Origin of the sequence: Mycobacterium simulans, assembly GCF_900232995.1 — a bacterium.
Taxonomy (GTDB): Bacteria; Actinomycetota; Actinomycetes; order Mycobacteriales; family Mycobacteriaceae; genus Mycobacterium; species Mycobacterium simulans.
This window is the reverse complement of sequence record NZ_OCVX01000003.1, coordinates 1,735,717-1,756,220: the sequence shown is the minus strand read 5'-3', so window position 1 is coordinate 1,756,220 and position 20,504 is coordinate 1,735,717. Positions and strand designations below refer to the sequence as shown.

The 20,504-nt window shown below is 63.8% G+C and carries 20 protein-coding genes and 1 pseudogene; 9 read left to right on the top strand and 12 right to left on the bottom strand.

Annotated features, from left to right (window positions below; genetic code table 11):
- Positions 1 to 423: 423 nt before the first annotated feature.
- From dmpG to MSIMFI_RS08785, 3 genes are all read right to left on the bottom strand, one after another.
- The gene (gene dmpG, locus MSIMFI_RS08795; RefSeq protein ID WP_191496923.1) at positions 424 to 1,464 is read right to left on the bottom strand and encodes a 4-hydroxy-2-oxovalerate aldolase; all 1,041 of its coding nucleotides are present in this window, start codon (positions 1,462 to 1,464) and stop codon (positions 424 to 426) included.
- Positions 1,461 to 2,378, bottom strand: coding sequence for an acetaldehyde dehydrogenase (acetylating) (locus tag MSIMFI_RS08790; protein ID WP_186244956.1), 918 nt, complete (start codon positions 2,376 to 2,378; stop codon positions 1,461 to 1,463). The genes dmpG and MSIMFI_RS08790 overlap by 4 nt, the downstream gene beginning before the upstream one ends.
- 140 nt (positions 2,379 to 2,518) lie before the next feature.
- Positions 2,519 to 3,304 carry a 2-keto-4-pentenoate hydratase gene (locus MSIMFI_RS08785; RefSeq protein ID WP_191496922.1) on the bottom strand — a complete coding sequence of 262 codons (786 nt, stop codon included), beginning with the start codon at positions 3,302 to 3,304 and terminating at the stop codon, positions 2,519 to 2,521.
- Between the two features lie 84 nt (positions 3,305 to 3,388).
- Between MSIMFI_RS08785 and kstD the strand changes: the two genes are divergently transcribed.
- Positions 3,389 to 5,071, top strand: coding sequence for a 3-oxosteroid 1-dehydrogenase (kstD, locus tag MSIMFI_RS08780; protein WP_191496921.1), 1,683 nt, complete (start codon positions 3,389 to 3,391; stop codon positions 5,069 to 5,071).
- A gap of 1 nt (position 5,072) precedes the next feature.
- Positions 5,073 to 5,933 (top strand): MaoC/PaaZ C-terminal domain-containing protein, encoded by an 861-nt coding sequence (locus tag MSIMFI_RS08775; protein WP_191496920.1) that lies wholly within the window; start codon positions 5,073 to 5,075, stop codon positions 5,931 to 5,933.
- Positions 5,934 to 6,004: 71 nt separating this feature from the next.
- On the opposite strand, the pseudogene MSIMFI_RS08770 reads toward MSIMFI_RS08775, so the two are convergent.
- The 7 genes and pseudogenes from MSIMFI_RS08770 to MSIMFI_RS08740 form a co-directional block, all read right to left on the bottom strand.
- Positions 6,005 to 6,838, bottom strand: a pseudogene (locus MSIMFI_RS08770) (hypothetical protein); the annotation flags it as partial.
- A 125-nt stretch (positions 6,839 to 6,963) separates the two neighbouring features.
- On the bottom strand, positions 6,964 to 8,124 hold the full coding sequence (locus tag MSIMFI_RS08765; RefSeq protein WP_191496919.1) for a lipid-transfer protein: 1,161 nt from the start codon (positions 8,122 to 8,124) through the stop codon (positions 6,964 to 6,966).
- Positions 8,124 to 8,525, bottom strand: a complete 402-nt coding sequence (locus tag MSIMFI_RS08760) for a MaoC family dehydratase (RefSeq protein ID WP_186244961.1) — start codon at positions 8,523 to 8,525, stop codon at positions 8,124 to 8,126. The genes MSIMFI_RS08765 and MSIMFI_RS08760 overlap by 1 nt, the downstream gene beginning before the upstream one ends.
- A complete protein-coding gene (locus tag MSIMFI_RS08755) occupies positions 8,522 to 9,469 on the bottom strand; it encodes a bifunctional MaoC family dehydratase N-terminal/OB-fold nucleic acid binding domain-containing protein (protein ID WP_191496918.1) in 948 nt (315 codons plus the stop codon). Before MSIMFI_RS08755 ends, MSIMFI_RS08760 begins: the two co-directional genes overlap by 4 nt.
- Positions 9,466 to 10,629, bottom strand: coding sequence for an acyl-CoA dehydrogenase FadE29 (gene fadE29 / locus MSIMFI_RS08750; RefSeq protein WP_186244963.1), 1,164 nt, complete (start codon positions 10,627 to 10,629; stop codon positions 9,466 to 9,468). The genes MSIMFI_RS08755 and fadE29 overlap by 4 nt, the downstream gene beginning before the upstream one ends.
- Positions 10,614 to 11,633 carry an acyl-CoA dehydrogenase family protein gene (locus MSIMFI_RS08745; RefSeq protein ID WP_191496917.1) on the bottom strand — a complete coding sequence of 340 codons (1,020 nt, stop codon included), beginning with the start codon at positions 11,631 to 11,633 and terminating at the stop codon, positions 10,614 to 10,616. The genes fadE29 and MSIMFI_RS08745 overlap by 16 nt, the downstream gene beginning before the upstream one ends.
- The gene (locus MSIMFI_RS08740) at positions 11,633 to 12,886 is read right to left on the bottom strand and encodes a cytochrome P450 (RefSeq protein ID WP_191496916.1); all 1,254 of its coding nucleotides are present in this window, start codon (positions 12,884 to 12,886) and stop codon (positions 11,633 to 11,635) included. Before MSIMFI_RS08740 ends, MSIMFI_RS08745 begins: the two co-directional genes overlap by 1 nt.
- A 160-nt stretch (positions 12,887 to 13,046) precedes the next feature.
- Here MSIMFI_RS08740 and MSIMFI_RS08735 point away from each other — a divergent pair, with 160 nt between their 5' ends.
- The 3 genes from MSIMFI_RS08735 to MSIMFI_RS08725 all read left to right on the top strand — a co-directional run bounded on the left by MSIMFI_RS08735 (position 13,047) and on the right by MSIMFI_RS08725 (position 15,207).
- On the top strand, positions 13,047 to 14,210 hold the full coding sequence (locus tag MSIMFI_RS08735; protein WP_191496915.1) for a steroid 3-ketoacyl-CoA thiolase: 1,164 nt from the start codon (positions 13,047 to 13,049) through the stop codon (positions 14,208 to 14,210).
- A gap of 3 nt (positions 14,211 to 14,213) precedes the next feature.
- On the top strand, positions 14,214 to 14,645 hold the full coding sequence (locus MSIMFI_RS08730; protein ID WP_191496914.1) for a hypothetical protein: 432 nt from the start codon (positions 14,214 to 14,216) through the stop codon (positions 14,643 to 14,645).
- Between the two features lie 106 nt (positions 14,646 to 14,751).
- On the top strand, positions 14,752 to 15,207 hold the full coding sequence (locus MSIMFI_RS08725) for a nitroreductase family deazaflavin-dependent oxidoreductase (RefSeq protein ID WP_191496913.1): 456 nt from the start codon (positions 14,752 to 14,754) through the stop codon (positions 15,205 to 15,207).
- Positions 15,208 to 15,278: 71 nt separating this feature from the next.
- On the opposite strand, the gene MSIMFI_RS08720 is transcribed toward MSIMFI_RS08725, so the two are convergent.
- On the bottom strand, positions 15,279 to 16,193 hold the full coding sequence (locus tag MSIMFI_RS08720) for an SDR family oxidoreductase (protein WP_191496912.1): 915 nt from the start codon (positions 16,191 to 16,193) through the stop codon (positions 15,279 to 15,281).
- Between the two features lie 22 nt (positions 16,194 to 16,215).
- Positions 16,216 to 17,004: an SDR family oxidoreductase gene (locus tag MSIMFI_RS08715; protein WP_191498089.1), complete on the bottom strand. Its 789-nt coding sequence runs from the start codon at positions 17,002 to 17,004 to the stop codon at positions 16,216 to 16,218.
- Positions 17,005 to 17,067: 63 nt separating this feature from the next.
- On the opposite strand from MSIMFI_RS08715, the gene echA20 reads away from it, so the two are divergent.
- The 4 genes from echA20 to ipdC are packed head-to-tail and all read left to right on the top strand — an operon-like array spanning position 17,068 to position 20,499.
- A complete protein-coding gene (gene echA20, locus MSIMFI_RS08710; RefSeq protein WP_191496911.1) occupies positions 17,068 to 17,811 on the top strand; it encodes a (7aS)-7a-methyl-1,5-dioxo-2,3,5,6,7,7a-hexahydro-1H-indene-carboxyl-CoA hydrolase in 744 nt (247 codons plus the stop codon).
- A complete protein-coding gene (ipdA, locus tag MSIMFI_RS08705) occupies positions 17,811 to 18,692 on the top strand; it encodes a cholesterol ring-cleaving hydrolase subunit IpdA (protein WP_191496910.1) in 882 nt (293 codons plus the stop codon). Before echA20 ends, ipdA begins: the two co-directional genes overlap by 1 nt.
- Positions 18,689 to 19,429: a cholesterol ring-cleaving hydrolase subunit IpdB gene (gene ipdB / locus MSIMFI_RS08700; RefSeq protein ID WP_191496909.1), complete on the top strand. Its 741-nt coding sequence runs from the start codon at positions 18,689 to 18,691 to the stop codon at positions 19,427 to 19,429. Before ipdA ends, ipdB begins: the two co-directional genes overlap by 4 nt.
- Positions 19,429 to 20,499, top strand: coding sequence for a (3aS,4S,5R,7aS)-5-hydroxy-7a-methyl-1-oxo-octahydro-1H-indene-4-carboxyl-CoA dehydrogenase (ipdC, locus tag MSIMFI_RS08695; protein WP_191496908.1), 1,071 nt, complete (start codon positions 19,429 to 19,431; stop codon positions 20,497 to 20,499). Before ipdB ends, ipdC begins: the two co-directional genes overlap by 1 nt.
- Positions 20,500 to 20,504 lie beyond the last annotated feature (5 nt).

The following is a 20,504-nucleotide window of genomic DNA, read 5'->3' as shown; positions in this document are numbered from 1 at the left end:
GGCGCTGGGGGTACTGGCGGGGTCGGCGGTCATGGCGGTTCGGGTGGTCTCGGCGGAAGCGGATCGATTGCCGGCAAAGCCGGCAACACTGGCGCGCAGGGCACCGACGGCGTCAACGGAACCAACGGCAACGCCGGCTGATAGAGGTCGGGCGCGTGTCCGTCGCCGCCGCAGGTATAGGGCGACTTGCTTCGTAGCACACGCCGGCACTCTTGTCGCCGGCATTTCCTCGGTCGATCGGTCTGGGCACGGGTGCATCCCACCGTCCCGACGAGTTGAAAGCCCCACGGCCGCAAAGGAAGCCCGCCACACCGGCGCGACACCGGACGACTGACCACCCAACTACAGGACGTAGGACAGGGTCGGCGGACTATCGCCCATTCCGCCGAATTCGACTGAAGTGACCGCTAATAGACAATGGTCTCAGTGCGTTCCCGCGGTACCACTCTCTTGCTCGCGTTTGATTTCCAGAGCAATGTCGATGAGTTGGTCTTCCTGGCCGCCGATGAGCTTGCGCTGGCCCGCGCGGTACAACAATGCCGACGCGGGCACGCCGTAGCGTTCGGACTGACGGATCGCGTGCTTGAGGAAGCTCGAGTAGACCCCGGCGTAGCCCATGATGAGCGCGTTGCGGTCGAGCAGGCATTCGGCGGGCATGGCCGGTCGAACCACATCCTCGGCGGCATCGGCGATGTCGAAGAAGTCAATGCCCGTCTTGACGCCGATCTTGTCGAACACCCCGATCAAAGCCTCGACAGGCGCGTTGCCCGCACCGGCGCCGAAGCGGCGGCAGGACCCGTCTATCTGCTTGGCACCCGCACGCACGGCCTCCACGGAGTTGGCCACCCCGAGCCCCAGGTTCTCGTGCCCGTGGAAACCGACTTGCGCGTCGTCACCGAGTTCGGCGACCAGGGCAGACACCCGATCGGCCACACCGTCGAGTACCAAGGCTCCGGCGGAATCGACCACGTACACGCACTGGCACCCGGCGTCGGCCATGATGCGCGCCTGAGCGGCCAGCTTCTCCGGTGGAATGGTGTGGGACATCATCAAAACCCCGACGGTTTCCAGGCCCAGTTCGCGGGCCAGACCGAAATGCTGAATCGACACGTCGGCCTCGGTGCAATGGGTGGCGATCCTGCAGATCGATCCGCCATTATCCTGCGCTTCTTTGATGTCCTCTTTGGTGCCGACCCCGGGCAGCATCAAAAACGCGATCTTGGCGTCTTTTGCCGTCTGCGCGGCGAGCTTGATCAGTTCCTGTTCGGGGGTTTTGGAGAAGCCGTAGTTGAACGACGAGCCGCCCAGGCCGTCGCCGTGGGTCACCTCGATCACGGGCACCCCCGCCGCGTCCAGGGCCGCCACGATGCCGCGGACCTCGTCTTTGGTGAATTGATGCCGCTTGTGGTGCGACCCGTCGCGCAACGACGTGTCGGTAATCCGAACATCCCAAATAGTGGTCATCGGGTGCCTCCTACCGCCTCGGACAACGTCTCTTTGGCGATCTCCTCTCCGACCTTCGTGGCCGCGGCCGTCATGATGTCGAGGTTGCCCGCGTATGGCGGCAAGTAATCCCCAGCCCCCTCGACTTCGATGAACGTGGTAACCACGGCCCGGCCTCCCGAGTTCATCGACGGCTCGTCGAATTGCGGCTCATTGAGCAACCGGTAGCCCGGCACATAGGTCTGCACCTCGGCGACCACGTCGTGGATGGACTTGGCGATCGCGTCGCGGTCGGCGTCCTCGGGGATGGCGCAGAAGATGGTGTCGCGCATGATCATCGGCGGCTCGGCCGGGTTCAAGATGATGATGGCCTTGCCGCGTGCGGACCCGCCGATTGTCTCCACACCACGGGCGGTGGTCTTGGTGAACTCGTCGATGTTGGCCCGGGTGCCCGGCCCCGCAGAAACCGAGGCAACTGAAGCGACTATCTCCGCGTACGGCACGGTCGCTACCCGAGAGACCGCGTACACGATGGGAATCGTGGCCTGTCCTCCGCAGGTGATCATGTTCACGTTCGGGGCGTCGAGGTGCTCGCGCAGGTTCGCCGGCGGGATCACCGGCGGGCCCACCGCGGCCGGCGTCAAGTCGATGGCACGGATCCCCGCTGCGGCATACTTCGGCGCCGCATCTTTATGCACGTAGGCGCTGGTCGCTTCGAACACCAGGTCGGGCTTCTCCGGTTGCGCCAGCAGCCAGTCGACGCCTTCATGGGTGGTCTCCAAACCCAGCTTGCGGGCCCGTGCCAAGCCCTCACTCTCCGGGTCGATGCCGACCATCCAGCGCGGTTCCAGCCAATCCGACCGCAGCAGCTTGTAGAGCAGATCGGTGCTGATATTTCCCGACCCGACGATTGCCACACTTGCCTTAGACGGCATGTTGCTCCTTACCCTCTGGTCGCGACCCGCTGCGCCCGGCTTCGCCGCGCTTGCGATCGCTCCTTACCCTCTGGTCGCGACCCGCTGCGCCCGGCTTCGCCGCGCTTGCGATCGCTCCTTCCCCAATGGTCACGACCCCGCTACTCGAATGACAAACGAACGGCGCCCAAGCCGGCGAATTCGGCGACAAACTCGTCGCCTGCCCGCGCGTCGACCGCAAAGGTGCACGATCCGGGCAACACGATGTCGCCCTTTTTCAGCCGTACTCCGAAGCTTTCCACCTTGCGGGACAACCAAGCCACCGCGGTGGCCGGATTACCCAACACCGCATCGCTGCGGCCCTCGGCGATCAACTCACCGTTGCGGTTCAGCTTCACATCGATCGCCTGGACGTCGACCTCTTTCGGTGATACCCGCGCCGCACCCAGCACGAAACCCGCTGCCGAAGCGTTGTCGGCGATGGTGTCGCAAATCTTGATCTGCCAGTCCTTGATCCTGGTGTCAATGAGCTCGATCGACGGAACCAAGGCCTCGGTCGCGGCCAGCACGTCATCCTCGGTGCATTCGGCGCCCGGAAGATCATCGGAGAGGATGAAGCCAACCTCGACCTCCACCCGCGGATACAGATATTTCCCCGTTTTCACCGGGACGTCTTCGGACACCTGCATCTCGTCGAGCAGATGCCCGTAGTCGGGCTCGTCGACGCCCATCATCTGCTGCATCACCTTTGACGACAGCCCCACCTTGTGACCGACCACCCGGGCACCCTCGGCGACCCGTTGCCGGATATTGATCAGCTGGATCTCGTAGGCGTCGACGACGTCGATAGCGGGGTGAGCGGCCGTCAACGGCGCGATCGGCTCGCGGCTGCGTTCGGCTTGCGCCAAGTCGGCGGCAAGCTCGTCGCGGGTCTCAACAGTGAGCATTTACCGGAAGTCCCCTCGCCTTAAACTGATACGTGTGACCGGGCCGGTAGCGCCCGACCCGGGCAATTCTATAACGTGTTCTACATGACAGCACAGGACGTCGACGTCGTCGTAGTCGGCAGCGGCGGCGCCGGCATGGTGGCCGCGCTCGCCGCAGCACACCGCGGTCTTTCCACAGTAGTCATCGAGAAGGCTGCGCACTTCGGCGGTTCCACCGCGCGCTCCGGCGGCGGCGTCTGGATTCCCAACAACGAGGTCCTCAAGCGGGCCGGCATACGGGACACTCCTGAGGCGGCCCGCACCTACCTGCACGGCATCATCGGCGATGTCGTTGAGCCGGAGCGCATCGACACTTACCTTGACCGCGGACCCGAGATGCTGTCATTCGTGCTGAAGCACACGCCCCTAAAGATGTGCTGGGTGCCGCGCTACTCGGACTATTACCCCGAGGCGCCGGGCGGCCGCGCCGACGGGCGTTCGATCGAACCCAAGCCGTTCAACGCCCGCAAGCTCGGCGTAGACGAAGCCGGACTCGAACCCGCTTATGGCAAAGTGCCGCTGAATGTGGTTGTGATGCAGCAGGACTACGTGAGACTCAACCAGCTCAAGCGGCACCCCCGGGGCGTGCTGCGCAGCCTTAGGGTCGGCGCCCGCACCATGTGGGCGAAAACAACCGGCAAGAACCTTGTCGGCATGGGTCGAGCGCTCATCGGACCGCTGCGGATCGGGCTACAGCGTGCAGGCGTGCCGGTCGAGCTCAACACCGCGCTGACCGACCTCTATGTCGAAGACGGCGTGGTACGCGGGGTCTACGTACGTGACACCGACTCGCCCGAATCGACTGAGCCACGGCTTATCCGGGCCCGGCGGGGCGTCATCCTTGCCTCCGGCGGCTTCGAGCACAACGAGCAGATGCGAGTCAAATACCAGCGTGCCCCGATAACGACCGAGTGGACCGTCGGCGCCAAAGCCAATACCGGTGACGGCATCGTCGCCGGCGAAAAGCTAGGCGCTGCATTGGACTTCATGGAAGACGCCTGGTGGGGGCCGACGGTGCCGCTGGTGGGCCGACCGTGGTTCGCACTGTCGGAGCGCAACTCTCCCGGTTCGATCATCGTCAACATGTCAGGTAAACGGTTCATGAACGAATCGATGCCATACGTCGAAGCCTGCCATCACATGTACGGCGGAGAACACGGCCAGGGGCCCGGGCCCGGCGAGAACATTCCGGCGTGGCTGGTGTTTGATCAGCAGTACCGGGACCGCTATATCTTCGCGGGACTTCAGGCCGGGCAACGCATCCCACGTAGGTGGCTGGAGTCCGGTGTGATCATCCAAGCCAATACGCTCAAGGAGCTGGCCGACAAGGCCGGCCTGCCGGCAGACGAATTCGCCTCGACCGTAGCGCGTTTCAACGAGTTCGCCCGATCGGGCGTCGACACCGACTACCAGCGCGGCGAGAGCGCCTACGACAGGTACTACGGCGACCCGACCAACAAGCCCAATCCCAACCTCGGCGAGATCCGCCATGCCCCGTACTACGCCGCCAAGATGGTGCCCGGAGACTTGGGAACCAAGGGCGGCATCCGCACCGATGTGCACGGACGAGCGCTGCGCGACGACGGCAGCATCATCGAAGGCCTGTACGCCGCAGGCAATGTCAGCGCTCCAGTAATGGGTCACACGTATCCGGGTCCCGGCGGAACCATCGGACCCGCCATGACATTCGGCTACCTGGCCGCCCTGCACGTAGCAGAGAGTCAGTGACATGCCCATCGATGTAGAAGTCGCGCTGGCCGCAGAACTCGATCCGATCGAATTCTCCTGGACCAGTAGCGATATCCAGCTTTACCACCTCGGTCTAGGCGCCGGCTCGGATCCGCTTGACTCCCGCGAACTGCGTTACCTCGTCGACGACACGCCACAGGTGTTGCCGACGTTCGGCAGCGTGGCCGCCACCTTCCACGTCACCACACCGCCAACCGTCCAGTTTCCCGGCATCGACATCGAATTGAGCAAGGTTTTGCACGCCTCCGAGCGGGTGGAAGTGCCTGCGCCGCTGCCACCTTCGGGATCGGCCCGCGCCGTCACCCGGTTCACCGACATTTGGGACAAGGGCAAGGCCGCGGTGATCTGGAGCGAGACGACGGTGACTACCCCTGACGGCGCGGCGCTGTGGACGCAGAAGCGATCGATCTTCGCCCGCGGCGAAGGCGGATTCGGCGGCGAACGTGGACCTTCAGGATCGGACGCAACGCCGGACCGGGCGCCCGATCTGGAGCTCGCGATGCCGCTTTTGCCGCAGCAGGCGTTGCTGTACCGGCTCTGCGGCGATCGCAACCCCCTGCACTCCGATCCCGAATTCGCCGCCGCCGCAGGGTTTTCCGCGCCGATTCTGCATGGTCTATGCACATATGGCATGACCTGTAAAGCCATCACCGACGCGCTGTTGGACGGTGATGCCACGGCCGTGGCGGCCTACGGCGCGCGCTTTGCCGGTGTGGCATACCCCGGTGAAACCCTCACAGTGAATGTATGGAAGGACGACGGCCGCGTCGTGGCCAGCGTTGTCGCGCCTGCGCGCGACAACGCCGTCGTGCTCAGCGGCGTGGAACTCGTGCCGGCCTAGGCCCCCTCCCCTTCTCGCCAAGCGTCACGCCAGCGTGACGCAGGCTTGCGAGCGCCACGCTGACGTGACGCTCGCACCGCCAAAGCGGCTCGCACGCGGTGAATCACCTCCTGCGGCCGGTCTCCGGCGACGACCCGTACGACGATCCAGCCGCGTCGCTGCAGCATCTCCATCCGTCGAATATCCCAGGCGTACTGCCGCTTATTGCTGCGGTGTTGGTCGCCGTCGTATTCCACTGCAACCTGGACATCGTCCCACCCCATATCCAGATAGGCGATCACATCACCGAACTCGTCGCTGACCGGAATCTGGGTCTCCGGTCGCGGTAGGCCCGCTTCAACTAGCATTAGTCGCAGCCACGTCTCTTTGGGCGACTGCGCTCCTGCATCGACGAGACTTAGCGATTTGCGCGCTTGCCGGATTCCACGACGGCCTGGATAGCGCTGCATCAGCACATCTATGTCCGTCACCTTCAGACCGCTCGCCGCCATAAGCGCATCGATCGCCGGCACGGCTTCGCCGACGCGATACCAGCAACCAATGTCGAGAGCAGTCCGGGCCGGTGTTGTCACCGGGACGCCGTCAATCAAGGCGACCTCGTCCTCCTCAACGCGCTCGCCACGAACTCGTATGCCTGGCATAGGGTTTCGATTGCTATGAATAATTTCCAGCGGTGCGGCGACATCCACCCACTTCGCACCATGCACCGCGGAAGCTGACAGCCCTGCGACAACACCCCGGCGTCGAGACCACAGCCATCCCGCGCGGGCGCGAATGAGCGGAGTTAGCTCAGACCCAGGGCTGACATACACGTCGCGGAACACCTTGGTATACCTAGTCCGCAGCGCGCTCTTTACAAGGTCACCATTCCCGACCGCCTCACTCCCGATGAATGGCTCGACCATGCCGGCAGCGTTCCACGTATCCCGTTGATAGTCACGTCAGCACAAGGTAGCCATCCACAGCGTCACTCCAGCGTGACGACCGGCACCGACAGCCACGCTGGCGTGACGCTCGCCGCCAAAGAAACCTAGCCCAAGATCAAACCAGAAGTAGGTACACCCGTCCCGGCAGTAACCAGCACATGCTCGACGTCAGGCACCGGGTTCACCGACGTTCCCCGCAACTGCCGAACCCCCTCCGCAATGCCGTTCATGCCGTGGATGTAGGCCTCGCCAAGTTGACCGCCATGTGTGTTGATCGGCAACCGCCCGCCTACCTCGATCGCGCCGTCGGCGATAAAGTCCTTCGCTTCGCCGCGCCCGCAAAACCCCAACTCCTCCAACTGAATCAGCGTGAACGGAGTGAAGTGGTCATACAAGACAGCGGTCTGAATGTCCGCCGGCGTCAAGCCCGACTGCTGCCACAGCTGCCGGCCCACCAGACCCATCTCGGGCAGCCCATCCAGTTCCGGCCGGTAGTAGCTGACCATCGTGTACTGGTCGGGGCTGGCGCCTTGCGATGCCGCCTCGATGACCGCGGGACGATGCTTAAGGTCCCGTGCCCGTTCTACTGACGTCACCACGATCGCCACCGCACCGTCGGTTTCCTGGCAGCAGTCCAGCAGTCGCAACGGCTCGGCGATCCATCGCGAATTCTGATGGTCCTCAATGGTTATCGGCTTCTCGTAAAAGTACGCCTTCGGGTTCTTAGCGGCGTGCTTACGATCGGCCACCGACACAGCGCCAAAGTCCCGGCTGGTAGCACCGGACAGGTGCATATACCGCCGGGCAATCATCGCTACCTGCGCGGCCGGCGTCGAAAGCCCGTGCGGATACGAGAACGAATTGTCCACACCGGTGGAATCAGCGTTCTCCGTCAGCCGCGTCTGCACCTGGCCGAACCGCATTCCAGAACGTTCATTGAACGCGCGGTATGCGACCACCACGTCGGCCACGCCGGTGGCCACAGCCATCGCCGCGTGCTGGACAGTCGCACACGCGGCACCCCCGCCATAGTGGATCTTGGAGAAGAACTTCAGCTCATCGATGCCCGCCGCACGCGCGACGGCGATCTCGGTGTTCGTGTCCATCGTGAACGTGGTCAGCCCGTCGACGTCAGATGGGCTTAGGCCCGCATCGTCAAGCGCGTCCAACACAGCCTCGGCCGCCAGTCGCAGTTCGCTTCGACCGGAGTTCTTGGAGAAGTCGGTGGCGCCGATCCCGACGATGGCGGCCTTACCGGACAACACTAAGCGTCTCCAATCGTCAACTTCACCGTAGCAATAACGTGATCGCCAAGGCTATTGCGGCCCAACACCTTTACCGTGATCAAGCCGTCCTCAACGGCGGTAACCTCACCGGAGAATGTCACCGTGTCGTAGGCGTACCACGGCACGCCCAGCCGCAACCCGATCGACTTGACCAACGCTGACGGCCCGGCCCAGTCGGTGACGTAGCGCTGCACCAGGCCGGTGTCAGTTAGGATGTTGACGAAAATGTCCTTAGACCCCTTGGCAATTGCCTTGTCGCGGTCGTGATGCACATCCTGAAAGTCCCTGGTGGCCAGGGCCGTTGAGATGATGAACGTCGGATCGCCGTAGAGCTTGAGCTCCGGCAACTGCAAGCCCACTTCCACAACAGGCGCGCTCATACGTCAGGCTCCCAGGCGTAGAGGGTCCACTCCGGGCCGGACGCACCGGCCGGGAAGTCGATATAGGTCGCCCGCACTGGCATTCCGATCTCGACCCGAGACGGCTCGACATTGCGCAGCTCGCCCAGCATGCGCACGCCTTCCTCGATCTCTACCAACGCAATCACGAAGGGTAAAGCGCGGCCGGGCACTTTTGGCGCGTGGTGCACCACGTAGCTGAATACGGTGCCGCGACCACTGGATACGACGTAGTCGATCGGGGCCGACTTGTCTTGCCACACCGCCGGCACCGGTGGGTGCTGCAAGCTGCCGTCTGGCCGCTTCTGAATCCGCAACTCGTGGGCTTTCACCCCTTCCCAGAAGAATGCGGTGTCGCGCGACGACGCTGGCCGCATCATCGTGTCCGGGTCAAGATCGTCGGGAACGGCCGGGCCGGACGACGCGGCAGGCTTGAACTTGAGGATGCGCCAATTCATCTCGGCTACATCCTCGTCGCCAACCCGCCACACGATGTGCTGGTTGATGAAATAGCCTTCGCCAAGAGCGGTCTGCTTAGGCCCGACCACGTCACCGAGCTCAGTGGTGATGCTTACTTCCTCGCCGGGCTGCAGATAACGGTGATAGGTCTGCTCGCAGTTGGTGGCAACCACCCCGATATAGCCCGCGTCGTCGAACAGCTTGATGATGGGCCCCAGTGGATCGTCCTTCGGACGGACACCGCCCAGGCCTAACATCGTCCACACCTGAATCATCGCCGGTGGGGCGACAATTCCCGGGTGACCGGCAACGCACGCGGCGGCTTCATCCACATAGATGGGGTTGCGGTCGCCGATCGCCTCAACCCAATTGTTGATCATCGGCTGGTTCACCGGATCCCGCGCGGCGCGCGGTTTGCTGCTGCCGGCCGCCTTGATCTGCGCGATGGTCTCTTGGATGTCGGTCATCGAGGCACCCTCGGCACTTTGAGGCCAGAGGCGGCGATCATCTCACGCATTACTTCGTTCACGCCCCCGCCGAAGGTGATCACCAGATTGCGCTTGGTCTGGCAGTCCAACCAGCCCAGCAGCTCCGCGGTGTCCGGGTCGGCCGGGTTGCCGTACCGACCGACGATCTCCTCCGCGAGCCGACCGACGTACTGAACACGCTCGGTGCCAAAGACTTTCGTTGACGCAGCATCGGCGACGTTGATGTCCTCGCCCGCGGCGGCCACCTGCCAGTTGAGCAACTCGTTGATACGCCACATGGCATGGATTTCACCCAGCGCGCGCTTGACGTCGTCGTGGTCGATCGGTGTGACCCCGTCCCTACCAGGCTTGGACGCCCACCCGTGCACACGGTCGTAGATGGCGGCGAACCGGCCCGCCGGACCGAGCATCACCCGCTCGTTGTTGAGCTGAGTGGTGATCAGTCGCCAGCCCCCGTTCTCCTCGCCGACCAGCATGTCGGCCGGCACCCGCACATCGTTGTAGTACGTGGCATTGGTGTGGTGAGCGCCGTCTGAAAGGATGATTGGCGTCCAGGAGTATCCAGGATCCTTCGTGTCGACGATCAGTATCGAAATGCCCTTGTGTTTCACGGCTTCCGGGTCTGTTCGGCATGCTAGCCAGATGTAGTCGGCGTCATGGGCGCCCGTCGTGAAGATCTTCTGGCCATTGACGATGTACTCATCGCCATGACGCACCGCGGTGGTGCGCAACGACGCCAGGTCGGTACCCGCCTCGGGTTCGGTGTAGCCAATCGCGAAGTGCACCTCGCCGGCGAGGATAGCCGGCAGGAACTTCTTTTTCTGCATCTCGCTGCCATAGACCTGCAACGTGGGACCAACCGTCTGCAGCGTCACGGCGGGCAGGGGCACATCGGCCCGATGGGCCTCGTTGACGAAGATCTGCTGCTCGATCGGACCAAAACCCAGCCCACCGAACTCTTTTGGCCATCCGACGCCGAGCTTGCCGTCCTGACCCATCCGCCGGATCACCGCGCGGTAGGCGGCGCCGTGCCGGTCCTTCTCCATCTCCTTCATCTCGTCGGACGAGATCAGATTCGAAAAGTATTGCCGTATCTCGGCTTGCAGCTGCCGCTGCTCAGGAGTCAGGTCGATGAACATTGCGCTCCCACGAGCTCAAGACGCAGCGAAGGCCCGCCCAATAGTCGGGTCAGATCCTTGATCGTGGAATAGTACCGCGGCATCGGGTAGGTGATGTCCATCCCCATGCCGCCGTGCAAGTGGTGGCAGATCTGCATCGCCGGCGGCGCCTGCGACGTCAGCCAATAGCCGAGGACATCCAAGTCGTCGGAAGCATCCCGGTCCTCGGCTAGCCGCCAGATCACCGATTTGGACACCAAATCGATTGTGCGCGAAGCGATGTATATCTCGGCGAGCTGCGCCGCCACGGTCTGAAAGGTCGACAACGGCTTGCCGAATTGCTTGCGGTTTGCCACATAGTCGGCGGTCAACCGCAGCGCCCCGGCCACCAGCCCGTCGGCGTAAGCACCAATCATGGCGAGCGCCAACTGGTTAACACGACGCGCTGCTGCCCCCGCCAATACATCTGCCTCGGCAACGGCTACACCATCGAATGTCACCACGTACTCGTCGGAATCGTTCGACGTTGGTGTTCGGGCCAACTGCAGACCGTCGGCCTTGGGCGACACCACCACGACCGCACTGTCGGCAGTGACGATCATCCAGTCCGCGGACTCGGCATATCCCACACCAATCTTGGTGCCCGACAACCTACCCCTCGCGAAAGTCGTTGCAGGCCGGTCGGGCAATGCCGCACCCGGTTCATTGAGCGCCGCGGTCAGCACTGCCCCCTTGGCCACCCCGGCCAGGTAGCGGTCCTGTTGCTCAGCCGATGCCAGATCCAGCAACGGGACCACACCAAGGCCCAGCGTTGCCAGTGCCGGTGTGATAGCCCCGTGCCGACCCACCTCAGTCAGCACCGTCCCCACCTCGGACAGCCCAACGCCGTCGCCGCCCAGACGTTCCGGCACCGCTAGTGCCGTCACACCCCCATCAGCCAAAGCGGCCCAGGTTAGGTCCCGTTCCATAACCGACGTGACGACGTCGGCGACGGCTTGCTGTTCTGCGGTGAGGTCGAAATCCATCAGTGATTCACCGGGCATTTGCCGGTGTAGTCGACCTGCCAGTGCTTGATGCCATTGAGCCACCCCGACCGCAGGCGCTCAGGAGCCGCGATCGGCTTCAGGTCGGGCATGTGGTCGGCCACGGCGTTGAAGATCAGGTTGATCGTCATCCGGGCCAAGTTGGCACCGATGCAGTAATGCGCGCCGGTACCGCCGAAGCCGACGTGGGGGTTGGGGTTGCGCAGGATGTTGAATTTGAACGGATCCTCGAAGACCTCTTCATCGAAATTGGCCGACCGGTAGAACATCACCACCCGCTGGCCCCTCTTGATCTGCACGCCCGACAACTCGTAGTCCTCCAACGCGGTCCGCTGGAATGCAGTGACCGGCGTGGCCCAGCGGACAATCTCGTCGGCTGCGGTTTCCGGACGCTCCCTCTTGAACAGCTCCCACTGATCGGGGTGCTCGGCGAACGCCATCATCCCCTGGGTAATGGAGTTTCTGGTGGTCTCGTTGCCGGCCACGGCAAGCATCACCACAAAGAAGCCGAACTCGTCGTCGGAAAGCTTTTCACCTTCGATGTCGGCCTCGATCAGCTGGGTCACGATGTCGTCGGTCGGGTTCTTGGCCCGCTCCTCGGCCATCTTCATCGCGTACCCGATCAATTCCGCCGACGACATCTTCGCGTCAATGTGGGCGTACTCGGGATCTTCGTTGCCGGTCATCTCGTTGGACCAGTCGAACAGCTTGCCGCGGTCCTCCTGCGGCACACCGAGCAAACCGGCAATCGCCTGCAGCGGCAGCTCACACGACACCTGCTCGACAAAGTCTCCCGAACCCGCGGCCGCCGCGGCGGCCGCGATCTTCTGCGCGCGCTCGTGGAGTTCGTCGTGCAGGCGGCCCACCGAACGGGGTGTGAAACCACGGGAGATGATCTTGCGCAACCGGGTGTGATGCGGCGCGTCCATGTTGAGCATGACGTTGCGCTGGACCTCGATATCCTCGCGCGCGATGTCGTTCTTGAATCGCGGGATCACCCCGTTCTCGTAGCTCGAGAACACGTCGCTGCGCCGCGACACCTCCTTGACGTCGTTGAGCTTGGTGATGGCCCAGAAGCCGCCGTCGTTAAAACCGCCGCCTGTACCAGGAGCCTGCTCATTCCACCAGACCGGCGCGGACACCCGCACCTCGGCAAATTCTTCGACCGGCAGCCGCTCGGCATAGATTTCGGGGTCGGTGAAATCGAACCCGGGCGGAAGATTGGGGATGGGCACGCTACTACTCCTTACTACAGTCCTCGCTGACCGGCAGGTCTCTGGACACTAGCTGTCCTAGTGATGCTCTGATGCCAGTAAAACATGCCTTCACCGCAGACAAAAGGCATCGGAGTATCGTTGCTTGTCATAGTAATGAAACGTGTTCTAGCCTTGCCACATGGGTAACCCGGTAATCGTTGAGGCCACTCGGAGTCCTATCGGCAAACGCAATGGATGGCTATCGGGGCTGCATGCCACCGAGCTGCTGGGTGCAGTGCAAAAGGCTCTGGTCGACAAGGCCGGCCTGGATGCCGGAAACGTTGAGCAAGTCATCGGGGGTTGTGTTACCCAGTTCGCCGAGCAATCCAACAACATCAGCCGGGTTGCCTGGCTGACCGCCGGTTTACCCGAGCACGTGGGCGCCACCACCGTCGATTGCCAGTGCGGCAGCAGCCAGCAGGCCAACCATCTGGTCGCCGGGCTGATCGCGACCGGCGCTATCGACATCGGCATCGCCTGCGGCATCGAGGCGATGAGCCGCGTCGGCCTGGGCGCCAACGCCGGTCCGGACCGATCGGCGATCCGCCCCGAAACATGGGACATCGACCTGCCGAATCAGTTCGAGGCCGCCGAACGCATCGCCAAGCGGCGGGGCATCACGCGCGAGGACATTGACCACTTCGGGTATGCGTCCCAGGCCAAGGCAAAGCGGGCCTGGGCCGAGGGGCGCTTCTATCGCGAGATCTCACCGATCGAGGCGCCGGTGCTCGACGAGCAGAAACAACCCACCCGCGAGCGCCACATGGTCTCCCGCGACCAGGGGCTGCGCGACACCACCATCGAGGGCTTGAGCGAACTCAAGCCAGTGCTCGAGGGCGGCATCCATACGGCGGGTACGTCATCCCAGATCTCCGACGGCGCGGCGGCCGTGCTGTGGATGGACGAGGACAAGGCCAAGGCCCTCGGCTTCAAGCCGCGGGCCCGAATCGTTGCCCAGGCACTCGTCGGAGCCGAGCCCTACTACCACCTGGACGGTCCGGTGCAGTCGACGGCAAAGGTGCTGGAGAAGGCCGGCATGAAGATGGGTGACATCGACATCGTCGAGATCAACGAGGCGTTCGCATCCGTGGTGCTGTCCTGGGCGCGGGTACACGAACCCGACATGGACAGGGTCAACGTCAACGGCGGGGCGATCGCGTTGGGCCACCCCGTGGGCTCCACCGGCAGCCGGTTGATCACCACCGCATTGCACGAGCTGGAACGCACCAACCAAAGCACCGCGCTGATCACCATGTGCGCGGGAGGCGCGTTGTCCACCGGCACCATCATCGAACGCATTTAGCCAGTGGTCGTCACCCAGCCTGTATCTGAAGAGAGCCGCATCGCCGCGGCGCAGGCTTACATCGATGCGCTGGTCAGCCATGACGGTGACACCGTGCCGTTCGCGGCCGACTGCACCCGGATCGAGCAGGGCGTCAAAAACGGGTTCTCCGGAAACCACCTGCGTCGCAGCCTCAATCGCGGACCCCAGTACCGAGTCATCGCCGATACGACGCCACCGCGGTATCGCATCGTCGGCGATGCGGTGCACGCGTCCTACGACGTGCTGACCAAGGCAGTGTTCGGCCGCCGCCGGATCGCCTCACGGGTTAACGAAACCTTTGTGATTCCCGCACATAGTCCCAGTGGAAGGGCTGAGATCCATCACATCAGGGTTCGCTTCCGTCCATTTATTCAGCACCAGCCCGGCGACGATGCAGCCCGCGAAGCGGGGTGAGGAGAAGCCGGGCAATTCAGCACCAGCCCGGCGACGATGCAGCCCGCGAAGCGGGGTGAGGAGAAGCCGGGCAATTCAGCACCAGCCCAGATCATAGGATGTCGTTATGCCGAAATCACCACCGCGGTTTCTGAATTCGCCGCTCTCCGATTTCTTCATCAAGTGGATGTCGCGCGTCAACGCGTGGATGTACCGCCGCAACGGCGGGGAGGGCCTTGGCGGCACATTCCAGAAGATTCCCGTCGCCCTGATGACAACCACCGGGCGCAAGACCGGCGAGCCCCGGGGCAGCCCGTTGTACTTTCTCCGCGACGGAGACAGAGTCATCGTCGCCGCATCCAAGGGCGGTTCCGCGAAGAACCCGATGTGGTACCTCAACCTGAAAGCGAACCCGAAGGTACGGGTGCAGATCAAAAAAGAAGTACTCAACCTTACCGCGCGCGACGCCACTGACGAAGAACGCGCACAGTACTGGCCGAAGTTGGTGGACATGTATCCGTCCTATGACGACTACCAGTCCTGGACCGACCGGACGATCCCGATCGTCGTCTGCGCTCCCTAAGTCGCCGAACGTGCAACCACTGCGCAGATTCGGGCGAAAATCTCGCAGTACGTGCACGTTCGGCGAGTCGGCTATGCCCCGTAAACGGGGACCGGCTTGCGTGACTTGGCCAGCAGATCGGTGACGACGGGCCCCAACTCGACGGGATCCCATTTCGCGCCCTTGTCGATCTGCGGACCATGCGCCCAGCCCTCGGCGACCCGGATCAGACCGCCTTCGACCTCGAACATCTTGCCGGTGACGTCACGAGATTCGGTGCTGCCGAGCCACACAACCAACGGAGAGATGTTCTCCGGCGCCATCGCGTCGAATCCCCCATCTATGGGTGCAGCCATGGTTTCGGCGAACACCGCTTCGGTCATCCGGGTACGGGCCGCCGGCGCGATGGCATTGACGGTGATTCCGTAGCGACCCAATTCGGCGGCGCCGACCAAGGTCAGCGCGGCGATGCCGGCCTTGGCCGCCGAATAGTTGCCCTGCCCGACGCTGCCCTGCAGGCCAGCGGCCGAGCTGGTGTTGATGATCCGCGCATTGAGGTCATCGGCGCCGGCGGCACCGGATTTGACCTGGCGCCGCCAGTATCCGGCGGCGTGGCGCAATGTCGCGAAGTGTCCCTTGAGGTGAACGCGGATGACTGCGTCCCATTCACTTTCGCTGGTGTTGGCCAACATTCGGTCGCGGATGAAACCGGCGTTGTTCACCAGCACGTCAAGGCGCCCGAAGGCCTTGATTGCCGTCTCGATCAGGCTCTCAGCGCCCGACCAGTCGGCGATATCGTCGCCGTTTGCGATAGCCTCCCCGCCGGCCGCGGTGATCTCATCGACCACCTGCTGTGCCGGGCTTTCGCCGGCGGACCCGTCCAGCCCCACGCCGATGTCGTTGACCACCATGCGCGCTCCCTCCGCGGCGAACGCCAAGGCGTGGGCGCGTCCAATGCCGCGTCCCGCTCCGGTAATAATGACGACCCGGCCGTCCACCAAGCCCATTCCCGCTTCTCCTTTTTCTCGCTTACTTGTTGGCGCTCGAGGCAGCCAGATACGGCGGCGGCTCACCGCCACCGTGCACCTCTAGCGTGGCTCCGCTGATATATGAGGCCACGTCGGAAGCCAAAAACGCTGCGGCCCAGCCAATATCGGCGGGTTTCGCCAACCGACCCAATGGCACGGTGGCAGCCACCCGGGCGATCGACTCGGCGTCACCGTAGAACAGTTCGGACTGTTCGGTTTCCACCATGCCAACCACCACCGCGTTGACCCGGATTTTAGGAGCCCATTCGACCGCAAGTGTGGTCGTCAGGTTTTCGAAGCCCGCCTTGGCCATACCATAGGCGGCCGTGCCGGGAGTGGGCCGGCGACCGCTGAGGCTGCAAATGTTGACAATCGCGCCGCCGCCCGGCTGTGTTTTCATCATTGTGTACGCGTGCTGTGAAACCAGCAGCGGTGCAAGCACATTCAGCTCCACGATCTTGCGATGAAAATTGTGTGTGGCCTCGGCGGCCAGGGCGTACGGCGATCCGCCAGCGTTGTTCACCAAGACGTCGAGACGACCATGCCGCTCCTGGATCGTGCCGATCAGCCGCTCGACGGAATCCTCATCGCGGATGTCGCAGGCGTGGAATTCGTACGGCAATCCATCGACAGCTCTTCTGGCACAAGTAATTACGGTTGCCCCCTGCTCAGCGAAGACCGAGCTAATGCCGGCGCCCACCCCGCGAACTCCGCCGGTCACCAATACCACTCGTCCCGTGAGCCCGAGATTGATGGCTCCTCCGGATAGGGGTTCTGATCCCGCGCTGATCACTGTGGTAGTGTACCAAGCAAGTGCTTGCTTCGGTAGTCGGTCCGCCTATAGGGAAGTACCATGACGATCACCTCCACCAACCCCGAACCGGGCATAGTCGCGGTCACCGTCGACTACCCGCCCGTCAACGCCATCCCCTCAAAAGGCTGGTTCGAACTCGCCGACGCCGTGACGGCGGCAGGCGCCAATCCCGATACCCGCGCGGTGATCCTGCGGGCCGAGGGCCGCGGCTTCAACGCGGGCGTAGACATCAAAGAGATGCAACGTACTCAAGGGTTTACGGCCCTTATCGACGCCAACCGCGGCTGCTTCGCCGCGTTCCGCGCGGTCTATGAATGCGCGGTGCCGGTGATCGCCGCGGTGAACGGATTCTGCGTGGGCGGGGGCATCGGGCTGGTCGGCAACTCCGATGTCATCGTGGCCTCCAACGACGCCACCTTCGGGCTACCGGAGGTGGAGCGCGGCGCACTCGGTGCGGCAACCCACCTCTCCCGGTTGGTACCGCAACACATGATGCGACGGCTTTTCTTCACAGCGGCCACCGTGGATGCGGCCACCCTGCAGCATTTCGGCTCGGTACATGAGGTGGTCCCCCGTGCCGAGCTCGACGAAGCCGCGCTACGAGTGGCGCGCGACATTGCCGCCAAGGACACCCGGGTCATCCGCGCCGCCAAGGAAGCGCTCAACTTTATCGATGTGCAACGGGTCAACTCGAGTTATCGCATGGAGCAAGGCTTTACGTTCGAGCTCAACCTCGCCGGGGTCGCCGACGAGCACCGCGACGCGTTCGTGAAGAAGTCATAATGACCAACAAGCTGACCACCCTCGACGAGGCCGTCGCGCAATTGCGCAGCGGCATGACGATCGGCATCGCAGGCTGGGGATCTCGACGCAAACCGATGGCGTTCGTGCGGGCGATACTGCGCACGAAGGTCACCGACCTGACCGTTGTCACTTACGGCGGACCCGACCTTGGGTTGCTGTGCGCGGCCGGCAAGGTTAAGCGCGTCTACTACGGGTTCGTCTCGCTGGACTCGCCGCCCTTCTATGACCCGTGGTTCGCCAAGGCTCGTACCACCAGGGCGATCGAGGCCCGGGAGATGGACGAAGGCATGCTGCGCTGCGGGCTGCAGGCGGCGGCACAACGACTGCCGTTCCTGCCCATTCGCGCCGGGCTGGGCAGCTCGGTACTGGACTTCTGGGACGGCGAACTGCAGACCGTAACGTCGCCGTATCCAACCGGCGGCGCCCACGAGACGCTGCTCGCCATGCCGGCGTTGCGTCTGGACGCCGCCTTCGCCCACCTCAATCTCGGTGACGCACAGGGCAATGCCGCATACACCGGAATCGACCCGTACTTCGACGACCTGTTTCTGATGGCAGCCAACAAACGCTTCCTATCGGTCGAGCGCGTCGTGTCGACCGAGGAACTGGTCAAAGCCGTTCCACCACAAGCGTTGCTGATCAATCGCATGATGGTCGACGCAGTCGTGGAAGCACCCGGTGGCGCGCACTTCACCACCGCCGCACCGGATTATGGCCGCGACGAAAAGTTCCAACGGCACTATGCCGAGGCAGCCTCAACCGAAGACGGCTGGCAGCGGTTCGTCCAGACCTACCTCTCCGGCAGCGAGGACGACTATCAGGCGGCCGTGCGTACGTTCGCAGAGGAGGCAGGGAAGTGATCACCCGAGCCGAGGTGTGCGCGGTCGCTTGCGCCGAATTATTCCGGGACGCGGGCGAAATCATGATCAGTCCGATGACCAACATGGCTTCCGTTGGAGCCCGGCTGGCACGTCTCACCTTCTCCCCCAACATCTTGCTGACCGACGGTGAGGCCCAGCTGCTGGCGGATACCCCAGCGTTGGGTAAGACGGGAGCCATCGAGGGCTGGATGCCGTTTGGCCGGGTGTTCGAGACTCTGGCCTGGGGGCGGCGGCATGTGGTGATGGGCGCCAATCAGGTTGACCGCCATGGCAATCAGAACATCTCTGCGTTCGGGCCGCTGCAACAGCCGACCCGCCAGATGTTCGGCGTCCGCGGCTCACCCGGCAACACCATTAACCACGCGACCAGCTACTGGGTCGGCAACCATTCCAAGCGAGTGTTCACCGAGACCGTCGACATAGTCTCGGGCATCGGCTACGACAAGGTCGCCCCTGACAATCCGGCGTTCCGGTTCGTCAACGTCTACCGGGTCGTGTCCAACCTCGGCGTGTTCGACTTCGGCGGCCCGGACCACACCATGCGGGCCCTGAGCCTGCACCCCGGCGTATCGCCCGACGATGTCCGCGAGGCCACCTCATTCGAGGTGCACGGACTCGGCGAAGCCTGCGAGACCAGGCTGCCGACGGAGGATGAACTGCACTTGATCCGCGAGGTCATCGATCCGAAAGCGCTGCGCGACAGAGAGATCCGGTAGTGAAGCTTAAGACACCGCTAACCGAGCTGGTCGGCGTCGAGCACCCGGTGGTGCAAACCGGGATGGGCTGGGTAGCCGGCGCCCGGCTGGTGTCGGCGACGGCCAACGCGGGCGGGCTTGGCATCCTGGCCTCTGCCACTATGACGCTCGACGAGTTGGCGACGGCCATCAAGAAGGTCAAGGCAGCGACCGACAAGCCATTCGGGGTGAACATCCGCGCCGACGCCGCCGACGCCGGCGACCGCGTCGAGCTCATGATCCGCGAGGGCGTGAGGGTGGCCTCGTTCGCACTGGCGCCCAACCAGGAGCTGATAGCCCGGCTGAAAGCGGCTGGTGCCGTGGTCATTCCGTCGATCGGCGCCGCGAAGCATGCGCGCAAGGTCGCCAGCTGGGGCGCCGACGCAATGATCGTGCAGGGCGGCGAAGGTGGCGGCCACACCGGGCCCGTCGCCACGACGCTGCTGCTGCCGTCGGTGCTAGACGCCGTCAAGGGCAGCGGCATCCCGGTAATCGCGGCGGGTGGCTTCTTCGACGGCCGTGGCCTTGCCGCGGCCCTGTCCTATGGGGCGGCCGGCGGCGCGATGGGCACCCGGTTTCTGCTTACCTCGGACTCCACCGTGCCGGACGCCGTCAAGCGGCGCTACTTGGAGGCGGCCCTGGACGGCACGGTGGTCACCACCCGCGTCGACGGCATGCCGCACCGGGTGCTACGCACCGGACTGGTGGAGAAGTTGGAAACCGGTTCTCGAGCAAGGGGTTTCACTGCAGCCGTGCGCAATGCCGCGAAATTCAAGCAGATGTCGCAGATGACCTGGCGCTCGATGATCCGGGACGGCCTTGCCATGCGCCACGGCAAGGAACTGACCTGGTCACAGGTGGTGATGGCCGCGAACACCCCAATGCTGCTTAAGGCCGGGCTAGTTGACGGCAACACGGAGGCCGGGGTGCTGGCGTCGGGCCAGGTGGCCGGCATCCTCGACGACCTGCCGTCGTGCGCCGAACTCATCGAGTCGATTGTCCGCGACGCGATCACCCACCTACGGGCCGCGTCAGCGCTGGTGGTCGACTGACCAAC

What these genes read in the sequence shown, in the direction of transcription:
- MSIMFI_RS08745 (WP_191496917.1), bottom strand. Translation starts at nt 11,633, where the DNA reads ATGGATTTCGACCTCACCGCAGAACAGCAAGCCGTCGCCGACGTCGTC.
- MSIMFI_RS08725 (WP_191496913.1), top strand. Translation starts at nt 14,752, where the DNA reads ATGCCGAAATCACCACCGCGGTTTCTGAATTCGCCGCTCTCCGATTTC.
- ipdA (WP_191496910.1), top strand. Translation starts at nt 17,811, where the DNA reads ATGACCAACAAGCTGACCACCCTCGACGAGGCCGTCGCGCAATTGCGC.
- MSIMFI_RS08775 (WP_191496920.1), top strand. Translation starts at nt 5,073, where the DNA reads ATGCCCATCGATGTAGAAGTCGCGCTGGCCGCAGAACTCGATCCGATC.
- dmpG (WP_191496923.1), bottom strand. Translation starts at nt 1,464, where the DNA reads ATGACCACTATTTGGGATGTTCGGATTACCGACACGTCGTTGCGCGAC.
- MSIMFI_RS08720 (WP_191496912.1), bottom strand. Translation starts at nt 16,193, where the DNA reads ATGGGCTTGGTGGACGGCCGGGTCGTCATTATTACCGGAGCGGGACGC.
- MSIMFI_RS08760 (WP_186244961.1), bottom strand. Translation starts at nt 8,525, where the DNA reads ATGAGCGCGCCTGTTGTGGAAGTGGGCTTGCAGTTGCCGGAGCTCAAG.
- MSIMFI_RS08755 (WP_191496918.1), bottom strand. Translation starts at nt 9,469, where the DNA reads ATGACCGACATCCAAGAGACCATCGCGCAGATCAAGGCGGCCGGCAGC.
- echA20 (WP_191496911.1), top strand. Translation starts at nt 17,068, where the DNA reads ATGACGATCACCTCCACCAACCCCGAACCGGGCATAGTCGCGGTCACC.
- fadE29 (WP_186244963.1), bottom strand. Translation starts at nt 10,629, where the DNA reads ATGTTCATCGACCTGACTCCTGAGCAGCGGCAGCTGCAAGCCGAGATA.
- MSIMFI_RS08785 (WP_191496922.1), bottom strand. Translation starts at nt 3,304, where the DNA reads ATGCTCACTGTTGAGACCCGCGACGAGCTTGCCGCCGACTTGGCGCAA.
- kstD (WP_191496921.1), top strand. Translation starts at nt 3,389, where the DNA reads ATGACAGCACAGGACGTCGACGTCGTCGTAGTCGGCAGCGGCGGCGCC.
- MSIMFI_RS08735 (WP_191496915.1), top strand. Translation starts at nt 13,047, where the DNA reads ATGGGTAACCCGGTAATCGTTGAGGCCACTCGGAGTCCTATCGGCAAA.
- MSIMFI_RS08790 (WP_186244956.1), bottom strand. Translation starts at nt 2,378, where the DNA reads ATGCCGTCTAAGGCAAGTGTGGCAATCGTCGGGTCGGGAAATATCAGC.